Annotated in this window: 15 protein-coding genes; 8 read left to right on the forward strand and 7 right to left on the reverse strand. The window is 61.8% G+C overall.

Translation table 11 applies throughout. From position 1 onward, the window contains the following. Positions 1-20 precede the first annotated feature (20 nt). Together ACCQ15_RS17625 and ACCQ15_RS17630 are read right to left on the reverse strand one after the other, a co-directional pair. Positions 21-653, reverse strand: a complete 633-nt coding sequence (locus ACCQ15_RS17625; protein WP_011348605.1) for a CoA transferase subunit B — start codon at positions 651-653, stop codon at positions 21-23. Next, complete coding sequence (locus tag ACCQ15_RS17630; RefSeq protein ID WP_218555518.1) at positions 653-1,384, reverse strand: CoA transferase subunit A; 732 nt, start codon at positions 1,382-1,384, stop codon at positions 653-655. Before ACCQ15_RS17630 ends, ACCQ15_RS17625 begins: the two co-directional genes overlap by 1 nt. A gap of 134 nt (positions 1,385-1,518) precedes the next feature. On the opposite strand from ACCQ15_RS17630, the gene ACCQ15_RS17635 reads away from it, so the two are divergent. Together ACCQ15_RS17635 and ACCQ15_RS17640 are read left to right on the forward strand one after the other, a co-directional pair. Beyond that, complete coding sequence (locus ACCQ15_RS17635) at positions 1,519-2,865, forward strand: phosphohexomutase domain-containing protein (RefSeq protein WP_372380856.1); 1,347 nt, start codon at positions 1,519-1,521, stop codon at positions 2,863-2,865. Between the two features lie 46 nt (positions 2,866-2,911). Continuing rightward, positions 2,912-4,315 carry a mannose-1-phosphate guanylyltransferase/mannose-6-phosphate isomerase gene (locus tag ACCQ15_RS17640; RefSeq protein WP_014091078.1) on the forward strand — a complete coding sequence of 468 codons (1,404 nt, stop codon included), beginning with the start codon at positions 2,912-2,914 and terminating at the stop codon, positions 4,313-4,315. A 287-nt stretch (positions 4,316-4,602) separates the two neighbouring features. Here ACCQ15_RS17640 and ACCQ15_RS17645 read toward each other — a convergent pair whose 3' ends face one another. The 5 genes from ACCQ15_RS17645 to rfbB all read right to left on the reverse strand — a co-directional run bounded on the left by ACCQ15_RS17645 (position 4,603) and on the right by rfbB (position 9,561). Next, positions 4,603-5,769 carry a nucleotide sugar dehydrogenase gene (locus ACCQ15_RS17645; protein WP_008576953.1) on the reverse strand — a complete coding sequence of 389 codons (1,167 nt, stop codon included), beginning with the start codon at positions 5,767-5,769 and terminating at the stop codon, positions 4,603-4,605. Positions 5,770-6,109: 340 nt separating this feature from the next. Continuing rightward, complete coding sequence (gene rfbD, locus ACCQ15_RS17650) at positions 6,110-7,012, reverse strand: dTDP-4-dehydrorhamnose reductase (protein ID WP_372380857.1); 903 nt, start codon at positions 7,010-7,012, stop codon at positions 6,110-6,112. Then, entirely contained in the window at positions 7,009-7,566 is a 558-nt protein-coding gene (rfbC, locus tag ACCQ15_RS17655; RefSeq protein WP_071118778.1) for a dTDP-4-dehydrorhamnose 3,5-epimerase, read from the reverse strand. The genes rfbD and rfbC overlap by 4 nt, the downstream gene beginning before the upstream one ends. Continuing rightward, on the reverse strand, positions 7,563-8,450 hold the full coding sequence (gene rfbA / locus ACCQ15_RS17660; protein WP_372380858.1) for a glucose-1-phosphate thymidylyltransferase RfbA: 888 nt from the start codon (positions 8,448-8,450) through the stop codon (positions 7,563-7,565). The genes rfbC and rfbA overlap by 4 nt, the downstream gene beginning before the upstream one ends. A gap of 55 nt (positions 8,451-8,505) precedes the next feature. After that, a complete protein-coding gene (rfbB, locus tag ACCQ15_RS17665) occupies positions 8,506-9,561 on the reverse strand; it encodes a dTDP-glucose 4,6-dehydratase (RefSeq protein ID WP_011348612.1) in 1,056 nt (351 codons plus the stop codon). Between the two features lie 235 nt (positions 9,562-9,796). On the opposite strand from rfbB, the gene ACCQ15_RS17670 reads away from it, so the two are divergent. The 6 genes from ACCQ15_RS17670 (at position 9,797) to ACCQ15_RS17695 (ending at position 15,421) form a co-directional block, all read left to right on the forward strand. After that, complete coding sequence (locus ACCQ15_RS17670; RefSeq protein WP_218533137.1) at positions 9,797-10,543, forward strand: electron transfer flavoprotein subunit beta/FixA family protein; 747 nt, start codon at positions 9,797-9,799, stop codon at positions 10,541-10,543. After that, on the forward strand, positions 10,543-11,487 hold the full coding sequence (locus ACCQ15_RS17675; RefSeq protein WP_011348614.1) for an electron transfer flavoprotein subunit alpha/FixB family protein: 945 nt from the start codon (positions 10,543-10,545) through the stop codon (positions 11,485-11,487). Before ACCQ15_RS17670 ends, ACCQ15_RS17675 begins: the two co-directional genes overlap by 1 nt. A gap of 524 nt (positions 11,488-12,011) precedes the next feature. Next, positions 12,012-13,115, forward strand: coding sequence for a DegT/DnrJ/EryC1/StrS family aminotransferase (locus ACCQ15_RS17680; RefSeq protein ID WP_011348615.1), 1,104 nt, complete (start codon positions 12,012-12,014; stop codon positions 13,113-13,115). After that, on the forward strand, positions 13,100-14,071 hold the full coding sequence (locus ACCQ15_RS17685; protein WP_011348616.1) for a glycosyltransferase family 2 protein: 972 nt from the start codon (positions 13,100-13,102) through the stop codon (positions 14,069-14,071). The genes ACCQ15_RS17680 and ACCQ15_RS17685 overlap by 16 nt, the downstream gene beginning before the upstream one ends. Next, positions 14,068-14,997 carry a WxcM-like domain-containing protein gene (locus ACCQ15_RS17690; protein WP_011348617.1) on the forward strand — a complete coding sequence of 310 codons (930 nt, stop codon included), beginning with the start codon at positions 14,068-14,070 and terminating at the stop codon, positions 14,995-14,997. The genes ACCQ15_RS17685 and ACCQ15_RS17690 overlap by 4 nt, the downstream gene beginning before the upstream one ends. Continuing rightward, positions 14,984-15,421 (forward strand): GtrA family protein, encoded by a 438-nt coding sequence (locus ACCQ15_RS17695; RefSeq protein ID WP_372380859.1) that lies wholly within the window; start codon positions 14,984-14,986, stop codon positions 15,419-15,421. Before ACCQ15_RS17690 ends, ACCQ15_RS17695 begins: the two co-directional genes overlap by 14 nt. Positions 15,422-15,468: the final 47 nt, after the last annotated feature.

The following is a 15,468-nucleotide window of genomic DNA, read 5'->3' on the forward strand; positions in this document are numbered from 1 at the left end:
CCTGACAGGCCCCTGCTTATTTATGCGGCAATGAATGCAACGCCTGTTTTTTTGCGCAGTTCCTCCAGCTCCACTCCATCGGCGTGTTCAACCAGCACCAATCCATCTGCAGTGACATCGAACACCGCTAGATCGGTAATGATGCGGTCCACCACGCCGACGCCGGTCAGTGGCAGGTCGCATTCGCGCAAGATCTTGTGGCTTCCGTCCTTGGCGACGTGCTCCATCAACACCACCACGCGTTTGACGCCGGCCACCAGATCCATTGCACCGCCCATGCCCTTGACCATCTTGCCGGGCACCATCCAGTTGGCCAGATCGCCACGGTCGGTGACCTGCATTGCGCCGAGAATCGCCAGGTCGATGTGGCCGCCACGGATCATCGCGAATGAATCGTGGCTACCGAAATAGCTGGCACCGGCGCGGGCGGTCACGGTCTGCTTGCCTGCATTGATCAGGTCTGCATCCACTTGGTCTTCGCTTGGAAACGGGCCGATGCCAAGCAGGCCGTTCTCCGACTGCAGCCACACATCCACACCGTCGGGGATGTGGTTGGCGACCAGCGTCGGCAGGCCGATGCCCAGGTTGACGTAGGCACCATCGGTCAGTTCGCGTGCCGCGCGTGCGGCCATCTGGTCTCTGGTCCACGCCATCACTGCTGTCCTTCGCGCACGGTGCGCTGTTCGATGCGTTTTTCCGGCGTGGCGTTGAGCACCAGGCGGTCCACGTAAATGCCGGGCAGATGCACCTGATCCGGATCGATATCGCCCAGCTCCACGATGTCCTCAACCTCGGCGATGCACACGCGTCCGGCCATGGCGCAGGCGGGATTGAAATTGCGCGCGGTCTTACGGAATACCAGGTTGCCGGCGGTATCGGCGCGCCATGCCTTGACCAGCGCCACGTCGGCCTGCAACGCGGTTTCAAGCACGTAATGCTTGCCGTCGAATTCGCGCGTTTCCTTGCCCTGGGCCACGATCGTGCCGTAGCCGGTGGCAGTGTAAAACGCAGGAATGCCCGCGCCACCGGCGCGCAAACGCTCGGCCAGGGTGCCTTGCGGATTGAACTCCAGCTCGAGCTCGCCCGCCAGGTATTGGCGTTCGAATTCCTTGTTTTCGCCCACGTAGGACGAAATCATCTTGCGGATCTGCCGGGTGGCCAATAATTGACCAAGCCCGAATCCGTCGACGCCGGCGTTGTTCGAGATCACGGTCAACCCGCCGACCCCACTGTCGCGCACGGCTGCAATCAATGCCTCCGGGATTCCACACAACCCAAAGCCGCCCACCGCCAGGGTCTGACCATTGGCCAGTACCCCGTCCAGTGCTGCCTTGGCATCGGCATAGCGTTTGCCGCTTGCCGCACCACGTCCGTCACTGCGCATCACCGCCCTCACCTCGCTGATGTGAAGCGCCCATTCTATCCGCTGACTGTTCCCTGTCCCCGGTCGCAATTCCGCCACACCCAAGACACGGCGCAGCCGCTAAACTCGGTCGTCCCCCACTTCAGGATTTGCCCATGACGCTACCCGCCTTCAAGGCCTACGACATTCGCGGCCGTGTGCCGGATGAACTCAACGAGGACTTGGCCCGCCGCATCGGCGTGGCGCTGGCGGCGCAGCTGGATCAAGGGCCGGTGGTCCTGGGCCACGACGTGCGCCTGGCCAGCCCGGCGCTGCAGGAAGCGCTTTCGGCGGGCCTGCGCGCCAGTGGCCGTGAAGTGATCGACATCGGCCTGTGCGGCACCGAGGAAGTCTATTTCCAGACCGATTACCTCAAGGCCGCCGGCGGCGTGATGGTGACCGCCAGTCACAACCCGATGGACTACAACGGGATGAAGCTGGTCCGCGAGCAAGCGCGACCGATCAGCTCGGATACCGGTCTGTTCGCCATCCGCGACACGGTCGCGGCCGATACCGCAGCGCCTGGCGAGCCCACCGCCAGTGAGCAGAGCCGCACCGACAAGACCGCGTACCTGGAGCACCTGCTCAGCTACGTGGACCGCAGCACGCTCAAGCCGCTCAAGCTGGTGGTCAATGCCGGCAACGGCGGCGCCGGTCTGATCGTCGACTTGCTTGCGCCGCATCTGCCGTTCGAATTCGTGCGCGTGTTCCATGAGCCCGATGGCAACTTCCCCAACAGCATTCCGAACCCGCTGCTGCCGGAAAACCGTGACGCCACCGCCAAGGCGGTCAAGGACAACGGCGCCGATTTCGGTATCGCGTGGGACGGCGACTTCGACCGTTGTTTCTTCTTCGATCACACCGGCCGCTTCATCGAAGGCTATTACCTGGTCGGCCTGCTGGCCCAGGCGATCCTGGCCAAGCAGCCGGGCGGCAAGGTCGTGCACGACCCGCGCCTGACCTGGAACACGGTCGAGCAGGTCGAAGAAGCCGGCGGCATTCCGGTGCTGTGCAAGAGCGGCCACGCCTTCATCAAGGAAAAGATGCGCAGCGAAAATGCCGTCTACGGCGGCGAGATGAGCGCGCATCACTATTTCCGCGAGTTCGCCTACGCTGACTCCGGCATGATTCCGTGGCTGCTGATCGCCGAACTGGTGTCGCAGTCGGGCCGTTCGCTGGCCGATCTGGTCGAAGCGCGCATGCAGAAATTCCCCTGCAGCGGCGAGATCAACTTCAAGGTGGCCGATGCCAAGGCCTCTGTTGCCCGCGTGATGGAGCATTACGCGTCGTTGTCGCCGGAGCTGGATTACACCGACGGCATCAGCGCCGATTTTGGTCAATGGCGTTTCAACCTACGGAGCTCCAATACCGAGCCGCTGCTGCGCCTGAACGTGGAAACGCGCGGCGATGCCGCACTGCTGGAAACGCGTACGCAGGAAATTTCCGCCTTGCTGCGCGGCTGATCTACCATTCTCCCCCACCTTTGACGCACTGGAGTTTCCCCCGCCCATGAGCGACGTCCTACCCATTATCTTGTCCGGCGGCTCCGGCACGCGCCTGTGGCCGCTGTCACGCGAGTCCTATCCTAAGCAATTCCTGCCGCTGGTCGGCGACAAGAGCATGCTGCAGTCCACCTGGTTGCGCGCGGCTCCCGTCGCAGGCCACGCCCCCATCGTGGTCGCCAATGAAGAACACCGCTTCATGGCCGCCGAGCAGTTGCAGCAGTTGGGCGTGAAGCCTTCGGCCATCCTGCTGGAGCCCAAGGGACGCAACACAGCGCCGGCAATTGCCGTTGCAGCGTTGGAAGCGACCCGTGACGGTGCCGACCCGCTATTGCTGGTACTGCCTTCCGATCACGTTATCGGCAACGAAGCTGCATTCCAGGCAGCAGTGAAGGTTGCCGCAGATGCGGCAGCGCAGGGCAAACTGGTGACCTTCGGCATCAAGCCGACTGCGCCCGAAACCGGCTATGGCTATATCAAGGCCGGCGCCGGTACCGGTGCAAGCGCAGTCGAGCGCTTCGTCGAGAAGCCCGACCTCGCCACCGCACAAAGCTATCTGGCAAGCGGCGAGTACTACTGGAACAGCGGCATGTTCCTGTTCCGTGCGTCGCGTTACCTGGAAGAGCTGCGCAAGTTCCATCCGGCCATTGCCGATGCGTGCCAGAAGGCGTGGGAAAACGGCAAGCGCGACGCCGATTTCACCCGTCTGGACAAGGACGCCTTCGCCGCCAGCCCGTCGGATTCGATCGATTATGCCGTGATGGAAAAGACCGCCGATGCGGTCGTGGTGCCCTTGGACGCGGGCTGGAACGACGTCGGTTCGTGGTCTTCGCTGCTGGATGTTTCCAACCAGGATGCGCAAGGCAACGCGCACCATGGCGACGTGATCCAGCTCGATTGCCAGAACACGTATGCGTACGGCTCGCGCCTGATCGCCATGGTTGGGCTTGAGGATGTGGTGGTCGTTGAAACGCCGGACGCCGTGCTGGTCGGCCACCGCGACCGCATCCAGGAGGTCAAGGACGTCGTCAGCCAGATCAAGACCGCTGGCCGTTCCGAGGCCACCTGGCATCGCAAGGTCTATCGCCCATGGGGCGCTTACGATTCCATCGACATGGGCCAACGCCACCAGGTCAAGCGCATCACCGTCAAACCGGGTGCAGTGCTGAGCCTGCAGATGCATCACCACCGCGCAGAACACTGGATCGTGGTGAGCGGCACGGCCGAAGTGACGCGTGGCGAAGAAGTGCTGCTGCTGACCGAAAACCAGAGCACCTACATCCCGCTGGGCGTCACCCATCGCTTGCGCAATCCGGGCAAGCTGCCGCTGGAGTTGATCGAGGTGCAGTCCGGCAGCTATCTGGGCGAAGACGATATCGTGCGCTTCGAAGACACCTACGGCCGCGCTTGATCGCGCGTCTCACCGTAGACTGCAATATCGACGGCGGCCTTCGGCCGCCGTCCTGCGTTATCAGTGGCCACGTTTATCACGATACGCTGCGCGCGGATTAGAGGCCGCATGCCTCATTGGCTGTGTCGCACACCTGTGAATGCGGGCAACGCAGCTGCATCGCCCACGGTTCGCCACCGCGGGTACCTGCCTGCGAGGCGGTAAATAGCACCGCATCGCCGTGAATCCCATGGGCGACCTGGCGGGTGGCATCGCCACCGCCAGGACTTAATAAGCGCCTGTCTGGCTCAGTTGTCGCCGAACAGGTCGCGCGTATACACCTTGTCCTGCACATCCTGCAGCGCGTCGGCCATGCGGTTGCTGATGATGACATCGGCTTCGCGCTTGAAGGCCTCCAGGTCGTTGACCACGCGCGAGCGGAAGAACTCAGGATCGCTCAGCGTCGGCTCGTACACGATGACGTCCACGCCCTTGGCCTTGAGGCGCTTCATCACCCCCTGGATGCTGGACGAACGGAAATTGTCCGATCCGGCCTTCATGATCAGCCGATAGATGCCGACCACCTTGGGATTGCGCCGTAGCACGTCGGCGGCAATGAAGTCCTTGCGGGTCGTGTTGGAATCGACGATCGCCCGGATGATGTTCTGCGGCACGCTCTGATAGTTGGCTAGCAACTGCTTGGTGTCCTTGGGCAGGCAGTAACCGCCATAGCCGAAGGAAGGATTGTTGTAGTGGCTGCCGATACGCGGATCCAGGCAGATGCCCTCGATGATCTGGCGGCTATCCAACCCATGGGTAAGCGCGTAGGTGTCCAGTTCGTTGAAGTAGGACACGCGCATCGCCAGGTAGGTATTGGCGAACAGCTTGATCGCCTCGGCCTCGGTCGGCTCGGTGAACAACACCGGCACGTCGGGCTTGAGCGCGCCTTCCTGCAACAGCCGCGCGAAGGTTTCCGCACGCGCCGAACGCTCGCCGACGATGATCCGGGACGGGTACAGGTTGTCGTACAACGCCCGGCCTTCGCGCAGGAATTCGGGCGAGAAGATGATGTTGTCGGTACCGAACTGCGCGCGCAGCTTGGCGACGTAGCCGACCGGAATGGTCGACTTGATCACCATGGTCGCCTGCGGATTGATCTCCAGCACCTTGGCGATCACGACCTCGATCGACCCAGTGTTGAAATAGTTGGTGTCCGGATCGTAGTCGGTGGGCGTAGCGATGATCACGAACTCTGCGCCGGCAAACGCCTCCTTGGCGTCCAGGGTGGCCTTGAAGTTCAAGCCACCCTGGGCCAGCGCGGCTTCGAGTTCCTTGTCGACGATCGGCGAGCGGCCTTCGTTGAGCAGCTTCACCTTGGACTCGACGATGTCCAGCGCCACTACCTCATGGTGCTTGGCGAGCAATACGCCATTGGACAGACCGACATAGCCGGTACCCGCGACAGCGATCTTCATTGGAATTCCTTGCGACATTGGATGGGGGAGGATGTAGCGCGCTGCATGCAGGTCGCGGCGTAATGACGGGACGGCCGAGCCCGCAATGGGGCTGGCGCGCCCGCTGGGGGATACGCGAGAACCTGCACGGTGCCGGCTGATGCGATACAGCGCACACCTGCATGCATCCAACGTATGCATCGTGCGTGGCATCCGCTTCAGCGGCACATCCACGTCGGCCGCGACCTGCGTGGAGCAGATCGCCGGTCCGGCGCGGATCAACCCTGATGGTAGCCGAAGCGAAGTGCAAGCTATGAGTCGGTGCTGAAGCCGCACCGATCGATGGCACCACCGACGACGCTCATCGTTGGGTGAGCGTGTCCAGCACCTGGCTCAGTCCATCCTGCCAGTCCGGCAGGCGGACGCCGAAGGTGTCCTGCAGGCTGTGGATATCCAGTCGCGAATAGGCCGGGCGCGTGGCCGGCGTGGGATAGTCGGCGGTGCTGATCGCCTCCACGCGCGGCGCACGGGCGAGCAGGCCGCGCGCGCGCGCCTGCGCGAAGATGGCTTCGGCGAAGCCGTGCCAGGTGGTCTGCCCGGCGGCGGTCAGATGCCACAAGCCGGAGGGTTCGCCTGGCTGGCGCAGCGCGTGCGCCGTGATGTCGGCGATTAACGCCGCTGGCGTTGGCGTGCCGATCTGGTCGGCGACCACGCGCAGCACGTCGCGCTCGGCGCCCACGCGCAGCATCGTGCGCAGGAAATTGTGTCCATGCGCCGCGTAGACCCAGGCAGTGCGGAAGATCAGATGACGGCCGCCGGCCGCCTGCACTGCCTGCTCGCCGGCCAGTTTGCTTTGCCCGTACACGCCGAGCGGCGCGGTGGCATCGTCCGGCCGATAGGGGTGCGTGCCCTGTCCATCGAAGACATAGTCGGTCGAGTAATGGACCAGGGGCACACCGGCGCGCGCGCACCATTGCGCGATGACCGCCGGCGCCTCGGCATTGGCACGGAAGGCGGCATCACGCTCCTGCTCGGCACGATCGACGGCCGTATAGGCGGCTGCGTTGACGACGCAACTTGGCTGCAAGCGGTCTAGCAAGCCAGGCAATGTTTCCGGCGCATCGAAATCCGCGGTCTCGCAGGTCGTACCGTCAGGTAGCTGCCCGCTACGGGTCGCTGCCACCACCTCTGCCCCGCCCCTTGCAAGTGCACGCAACAGCTCTGTACCGACCTGTCCGCTGGCACCAACCACCAACGTGATCATGCTGGGAAGGTTGGCAAGCGATCAGGCGGCACATCGGCCAGAAATGGTGCAGCTGCGTCCTTGGTAGAGAGCACAGGATTGCTGATCGGCCAGTCGATACCGATCGCAGCATCGTCCCAACGAACGCCGGCATCGGCCTCCTTGACGTAGATATCGGTGCACAGGTAACTGAACAGTGCTGTTTCCGAAAGCACTGCAAAGCCATGTGCAAAGCCCTCCGGTATCCAGACTTGGCGACGGTTCTCAGCGCTCAGCAGGACAGCTGTCCAACGCCCGAAATGAGGCGAGCCAGACCGCAGATCAACAGCAACGTCATACACCTCACCGGCAAGGACGCTAACCAGCTTGCCCTGTGGACGTGGCCACTGATAATGCAGACCACGTAGGACACTCTTGGCGGAGGTGGAGACATTACTCTGCACAAAGTTCTGCGGCAGGCCGTGCTGCTTGAAACGCTCGGCATTCCACGTTTCGAAGAAGTATCCCCTAGCATCTCCAAAGACTGTTGGCTCTATCACAACGCAGCCAGGCAACGTCGTTTCGATCACTTTCAACAGACCACTCCGCGCTTGGCTAGGGCGTTTAGATACTTACCGTAGTCATTTTTAGCCAGCGGCGCCGCAAGGCGCTCCAGCTGTTCGGTGTCGATCCAGCCCTGACCAAATGCGATTTCCTCAGGACAGCACACCTGCAGACCCTGCCGCATCTGGATGGTTTCGATGAAGTTGGCCGCTTCATGCAAGGACTGATGCGTACCGGTATCAAGCCACGCATAGCCACGCCCTAGCGGCTCGAGATGCAGCTTGCCGGCTTCCAGATAGCAGCGATTGAGGTCGGTGATCTCCAATTCGCCGCGCGGCGATGGCTTCAGGGCAGCCGCATAGTCGCTTGCTCTTCCATCGTAGAAATACAAACCCGTTACCGCATAGTTCGAACGGGGCTTCTCAGGCTTTTCGGCGATATCGATCACCTTGCCCTGCTGATCGAATTCGGCAACGCCGTAGCGCTCCGGGTCGTTGACCCAGTAACCGAACACGGTCGCCCCCTGTTCACGCGCATCGGCGCGGCGCAGGGTCTCGGTCAGGCCATGACCGTGGAAGATGTTGTCGCCCAACACCAGGCAGCTCGGCTTGCCGTCCACGAAGTCGCGGCCGATCAGATACGCCTGCGCGAGCCCGTCTGGACTCGGTTGCACGGCGTACTGGATATTGACACCCCATTGCGAACCATCGCCCAGCAACGACTGGAACAGCGCCTGCTCGTGCGGTGTGTTGATGATCAGGATGTCGCGGATGCCCGCCAGCATCAGCACGCTGAGCGGGTAATAGATCATCGGCTTGTCGTACACCGGCAGCAGCTGCTTGCTGACGCCCTTGGTGATTGGATACAGGCGGGTGCCCGACCCGCCTGCCAGGATGATGCCTTTGCGTTGTGTCATGAGAGCTTCCTTGGAAGGTCGGCACGCACCTGAGCGGCCACCAGAGAGAGGGATGTCAGGACGCCGCGCCGATACGTTCCAGACGGTAGCTTCCGTCCAGCACGCCCTGTACCCACGCCTGATTACCGAGATACCACTCCACCGTCTGCGCGATGCCCTGCTCGAAGGTATAGGCAGGCTCCCAACCCAATTCGTTCTTCAACTTCGAAGCATCGATCGCGTAACGACGGTCGTGCCCGGGCCGGTCGGTCACATGGGTAATCTGGCTCGCGCGTGGCTTGCCGTCTTCGCGCGGACGATGCTGATCCAGCAATGCGCAGATGGCCTGCACGACCTCGATGTTCTGCCGCTCGGAATTGCCACCGACATTGTAGGTTTGGCCGACCCTACCGTTGCCCAGCACCGTACGGATCGCCTCGCAGTGATCGCTGACGAACAGCCAGTCACGCACCTGCTTGCCGTCGCCGTAGACAGGAAGCGGCTCGCCAGCCAGCGCCTTGGCGATCACCAGCGGGATGAGCTTTTCGGGGAAATGATATGGGCCGTAGTTATTCGAGCAATTGGTGGTCAGCACCGGCAGCCCATAGGTGTGGTGGAATGCACGCACCAGATGATCCGAGGCGGCTTTCGACGCGGAGTACGGTGAGTTCGGCGCATATGGCGTGGTCTCAGTGAACTTGCCGGTCTCGCCCAGAGTGCCGTAGACCTCGTCGGTGGACACGTGCAGGAAGCGGAACGCATCCCGACTCGCATCCGGCAACGCCTTCCAGTAATCACGCACTGCTTCGAGCAGGGCCAGGGTCCCGACGACATTGGTCTGGATGAAGGCGCCAGGCCCATCGATCGAACGATCGACATGGCTCTCGGCAGCGAAATTCAGCACCGCATCGGGCCGGTGTTCTTGCAGCAGGCGGGTGACGAGCGCACCGTCACCGATATCGCCCTTGACAAAGACATGGTCAGGATTGCCCTCCAACGACGCCAGTGTGTTCAGGTTTCCCGCGTAAGTCAGGGCGTCCAGATTGACCACGCGGACGCCGCGGGACACCGCTTCCAGCACAAAATTGCCGCCGATGAAACCGGCGCCGCCGGTTACAAGCCAAGTCGTCACTGTTTACCCCTTGTGTGCTGGTCACGCGAACCGTGCCGCGCTTTTTAAACCACACAGGATATACGGTCCCAGCCGCATCCGGCTTAAGCGCGGCACGTGCTGCGGCAAGCTTGGTGGTGCACCGCACCACCCATACGCCATCGCATGGTTCGCTTCACCCGGTTAGAATGCCCCCACTCCCGTGCCTGCCGCCGCGGCCGGGCCTTCCCGCAATAGCTGAAGGATCTCGTACACGATGAAAATCCTCGTCGCCTACAAGCGCGTGGTGGACTACAACGTCCGCATTCAGGTCAAGCCGGATGGCTCCGGCGTGGTGACCGAGGGCGTCAAGCTCTCGCCCAACCCGTTCGACGAAATTGCCCTGGAAGAAGCATTGCGCCTGCGCGATGCCGGCATCGCCACGGAAGTCGTGGTCGCCACCCTGGCGCCGGCCGATGCGGCTGCGCACCTGCGCAACGGCCTGGCCATGGGCGCAAATCGCGCAATCCATGTAGTGACCGATGCGGCTGTTCAGCCGCTGACCGCCGCGCGCGCGCTGCTCAAATTGGTCGAGAAGGAACAGCCGGATCTGGTCATCCTCGGCAAGCAGGCCATTGACGACGACGCCAATCAGACCGGCCAGATGCTCGCCACCCTCTGGGGCCGCCCGCAGGCCACCTTCGCCGGCAAGCTCGTCGTTGCCGATGGCAAGGCCACGGTGACGCGCGAAGTCGATGCCGGCCTGGAGACGCTGGAAGTGGACCTGCCGGCAGTGGTCACCACCGATCTGCGCCTGAACGAGCCACGCTTCATCAAGCTGCCGGACATCATGAAGGCCAAGAGCAAGCCGCTGGAAACGCTGGCGTTTGCCGACCTGGGCGTCGACGCGCATGACAGCCTGACCACCACGCACTACGCCGCGCCGTCCAAGCGCAGCCGCGGTGTGATGGTCAAGGACGCCGCCGAGCTGGTGGCCGCACTCAAGCAGAAGGGGTTGCTGTAATGGCCAAGGTTCTCGTTGTTGCCGAACATCTCAACGGTCAGCTCAATGCGGCCACCGCCAAGACCCTCAGCGCTGCGCTGGCGATCTCGGCCAACTCAATTGATGTGGTTGTGCTGGCTGCCGACCCGGCCGCGGTTGCAGCGCAAGCCGCGCAGTTAGCCGGTGTTGCCCGAGTGCTGACGGTGGCGAACGCCGCAAACGAACACGCCATCGCGCAGGTGCTGGGGCCGCAGATCGCCCAGCTTGCCGGCCAGGGCTACACGCATGTCTTTGGACCCTCCACCACCTTCGGCAAGGACCTGATGCCGGTCGTGGCTGCACTGCTGGGCGTCAACCAGATCTCCGATCTGATGTCGGTCGAAGACGCTTACACCTTCAAGCGTCCGATCTATGCAGGCAACGCCATCATCACCGTCAAGGCCCCGGCCGAGCAGATCGTGGTCGCGACAGTGCGCAGTGCCTCTTGGCCGGAAGCGGCCGGCGGTGGAAGCGCGACGGTCGAGGCGGCCACGGTGGAGGCCGCGTTGCCGACCCATACCCGTTTTGTCGGTCTGGCAGCAGGCAGCTCCGACCGCCCCGACCTGCAGAGCGCAAAGCGCGTGGTCTCTGGTGGCCGCGGCGTCGGCTCGGCCGAGAACTTCCAGCATATCTACAGCCTGGCCGACAAACTCGGCGCCGCCGTGGGCGCCTCGCGCGCGGCAGTGGACGCCGGCTACGTACCCAACGAGCTGCAGGTCGGCCAGACCGGCAAGATCATCGCTCCGGAACTGTATGTGGCCATCGGCATCAGCGGCGCCATCCAGCACCTGACCGGCATCAAGGACGCCGGCACGATTGTGGCGATCAACAAGGACCCGGAATCGCCGATCTTCGAGATTGCCGATATCGGGCTGGTGGGAGATTTGTTTACGCTGCTGCCGGAGTTGGAACAGGCACTGGCCTGAGTGTAGCCGCCGCGGGCGTTCAGCTTCGCGGCGCCTTCAGAATTGTGTGGAATGGCGGGCAACCTTTCCGCCACGTTGGCTCGTGCCGCTATAATCCGCGATCACTTCGCGGGATACCTTGGATGCCCTTTCTGAGCTTCCAGGCCCCGGCCATTCGACGGCTGAAATCCCCTCAGCACTGCGTCGCCGCTTTTGCTGCTGGAACTGACGACTCGGCAAATCCAGGTGCTGCGGATGAAGATACGATAGACAGCGTGGCAAAGAGTCAGTATTTGCCGGCCGGCATGGCATACGGACTGTTTCAATCATTCCAGGGCGGGCGCTTGTGCTCGCTTGAGCGCGTCGCCCCATACCGCAGGTTTGGCGCAATACCAGATAAGTGGGGTCGGCACCCCCGCTCACTAGCCGAAGTCAGCTAGCCCGCTGACACCTGCCGCACACGATATCCTTCCGGTCAAAGATCCCTCCTGCGGCATGCCGCAGTATTTCAATCCAACCGCACATCACTTGATACTTCGGATTCCATGGACGCCCTGATTCCCGTCAACTCGTTATCCCGCCACATTGCACCCATACAGGATGCACTGTCTCAGATTGCAACCACGATCGTTGCAAGTGGCTACTATGTGCTTGGTCCGAACGTCAAAGCTTTTGAGCAGGAGTTCGCCAACTACTGCGGCAGTCGTCATTGCGTCAGCGTTGCCAATGGAACCGACGCTCTTGAGCTATCCCTAAAGGCACTGGGCGTCGGCCCCGAGGATACGGTGGCGGTTGTTGCCAATGCGGCGATGTACGGCACCAGCGCGGTCCTGGCCTGCGGCGCTTCACCGGTCTTTGTCGATACGGAAGCGGGGACCGGGCTGATGGCCGTACCTGCGCTGGAAGCGATGCTCGCCGGCGACTGTGCACCGGCAGCTGTGATCGTGACCCATCTCTATGGCCAACTGGCTGACATCGAAGCGATCGTCGCGCTGTGTCAACCGCGTGGCATAAAGGTCGTAGAAGACTGTGCACAGGCACATGGCGCAGAACGAAATGGCCGCCGCGCTGGTAGCTTTGGTGATATTGCTTCCTTCAGTTTTTATCCCACCAAGAATCTGGGCGCCCTGGGAGATGGCGGCGCGATTGTGACAAACCATGACGACTTGGCTATCCGTGCCGCACAACTGCGCCAGTATGGATGGACGGCCAAGTACACCAATACCCTGCGTGGGGGCCGCAACAGCCGCCTCGACGAATTGCAGGCAGCCATGCTGCGCCACATGCTTCCCCTGCTGGACGGCTGGAACCAGCGTCGCCGGGATATCGCAAACCGTTACGCTCAGGGATTGTCCAATCCAAGAATCGAAGTTTGCGGCGTGGTAGGGGCCGACAATGTGGCGCATCTGTATGTCGTGCGCTGCGATGACCGCGAGCAGCTGCGGTCGCACCTGCAATCCGCCGGGGTGCAGACGGAGATCCATTACCCGCTGTGCGACCATCGCCAACCCTGCCATGAGGGTGCATTCGATTCAGTGGTGTTGCCAAACACGGAAGCCGATGCGGTGCGCGTGACGACGCTGCCATGTTTTCCGGAGCTGACCGATGAAGAAATTGATCGGGTTGTCGAAGCATGCAACCGGTTCTGAGCAAGGTGCAGTCACCTTCCCTCAGTCTGGTCGTCCCGATCTACGGCAATGAAGGCTCGATCGACGACCTCCTGCAGGCTGTCGATTCGATCGCTCGCAGCGTCAACGGGAAGTTTGAAGCCATCTTCGTGGTAGATGGTAGTCCCGATCGCAGCTACGCCCTGCTGCGCGATAAATTGCCTGCCGTCGCTTTTAGTGCGCAGCTGGCGACCCTGACCAGAAATTTCGGCGCTTTCCCGGCAATCCGCACCGGCTTGCAACTCAGCCGCGGCGAATTGACCGCGGTAATGGCGGCCGACCTACAGGAACCTCCCCAGTTGGTCATCGATTTTTGGCAGCGCTACGCTAGCAAGCGATATGACGTTGCCTTCGGCGTGCGCGAGGCGCGGAGCGATCCTGCGGCCTCGAAGCTGGCGTCGACCCTGTTCTGGGCGACCTATCGGCGCATGGTCATCAAGGACATTCCCAAGGGTGGCGTGGATATCTTCGCTGTCAGCCGTGACTTCCTCGAACGGCTGTTGCTGTTGAACGAAGCTCATTCCAGCCTGCTCGCGCAACTATTCTGGCTGGGCGGCAAGCGCGAATTTGTCAGTTACCAGCGACGCGAGCGGCAGCACGGCAAGAGCGCCTGGACCTTGAGCAAGAAACTGCGGTATCTGTCCGATAGCGTCTTTGCTTTCACCGACCTGCCAGTCCGCATGCTGACGGCGCTGGGCCTGATCGCGCTGGCATTTACGACGTTGCTCAGTGCGCTGGTGCTGGCTGCGAAGTTTTCCGGACTCGTCGCAGTGCCGGGCTATACCCTGACTATCTTGACCATTCTCTTTTTCGGCGCACTCAATTCATTGGGACTGGGTATTGTAGGTACATACGCTTGGCATGCCTTCGAAAATACCAAGGCACGTCCATTGTCAATCATGCAGTCAGTCGAAAACTTCGAAAAGGATAACCAGTGAGCTATTTCGTGCACCCCAACGCTCTTTGCGAGAGCGCCACCATTGGCGAGGGCACCCGCGTCTGGGCATTTGCCCACGTACTGCCAGGCGCTCGCCTTGGTCGTGACTGCAACATCTGCGATGGCGTATTCATTGAGTCCGACGTCGTGATCGGCGATCGTGTGACGGTCAAGTGCGGCGTGCAACTATGGGATGGCGTGCGCTTGGAAGACGATGTCTTCGTAGGCCCTAATGCAACCTTCACCAACGATCTTTTCCCCCGCAGCCGGGTATATCCCGAGAAATTTCTCGGCACTTTAGTGGAATCAGGCGCGTCGATTGGGGCCAACGCGACAATCCTGGCTGGCACCACTATCGGCAGTGGCGCGATGATTGGCGCAGGTGCAGTGGTCACGCGCTCGGTGCCGCCCAATGCCATCGTAGTTGGCAATCCTGCGCGCATTGTGGGTTATGTATCCGACAAGGACGCGGATCAAGCGGCTTCACTGCCCGTCGTTCAGGGCATCACCGACACCATCGTTCCCGGCGTCAAGCTTTACCAGATGCCCAGCTTTTCCGACATGCGCGGATCTCTGTCAGTCGGAGACTTCGACAGCTTCCTTCCCTTCAATGCGCGGCGGTACTTTCTTGTCTACGGTGTACCCACCCAGGAGACCCGTGGCGAGCATGCGCACAAGCGCTGCCATCAGTTTCTCGTATGCGTTTCCGGTTCGGTCAGGGTGCTGGCAGACGACGGTGCGCGCCGCATCGATGTCGAACTCAACTCACCGAACCAGGGCATCCATCTGCCGCCGATGATCTGGGGCACACAGTACAAGTACTCCAAAGATGCCGTGCTGCTGGTGTTTGCGTCCGAGCCCTACGACACCGATGAGTACATTCGCGATTACGCGTCCTTCAAGAGTCTGGCGAATGCGGGCGGATGAGTCCCCACATGCCGATGCCCTGCTTTGGCGGCATCGGTCATTGTTCGCTGTGGCCCTACGCTTCCTGTTGGGCGGAGCACTCAACACGGGCCTGACCCTGGCACTGTACTGGGTGCTCCTTGATTTTATGTATTACCAGTGGGCTTATCTTGCGAGTTTCTGTGCAGGCATATTGCTCAGTTATCTAATCAACACCCGTTACGTCTTTCGTGCTCAACACAGCTGGTTGAAATTTGCAGCGTTTCCGGTCATCTATCTGGTGACCTACGCAGTTGGAGCCCTGGCGCTGAAAATCAGCGTAGGGCATCTAGGCGTGCCGGCGGCAGTCGGCCCGCTGATCTCCATCGTTGTCACGCTGCCAGTGTCGTTTATCCTGAGCAAGTTATTGTTGCAGCCTCCCAAGCCAGACTCCCACCAAGGCTGAGACATACACAGCGTAGAATGTTGCCCTACCTCCCGCCTGCCTGCCTG

Source organism: Xanthomonas sp. NCPPB 1754 (assembly GCF_041475725.2).
In the GTDB taxonomy this organism is placed as follows: domain Bacteria; phylum Pseudomonadota; class Gammaproteobacteria; order Xanthomonadales; family Xanthomonadaceae; genus Xanthomonas; species Xanthomonas euvesicatoria.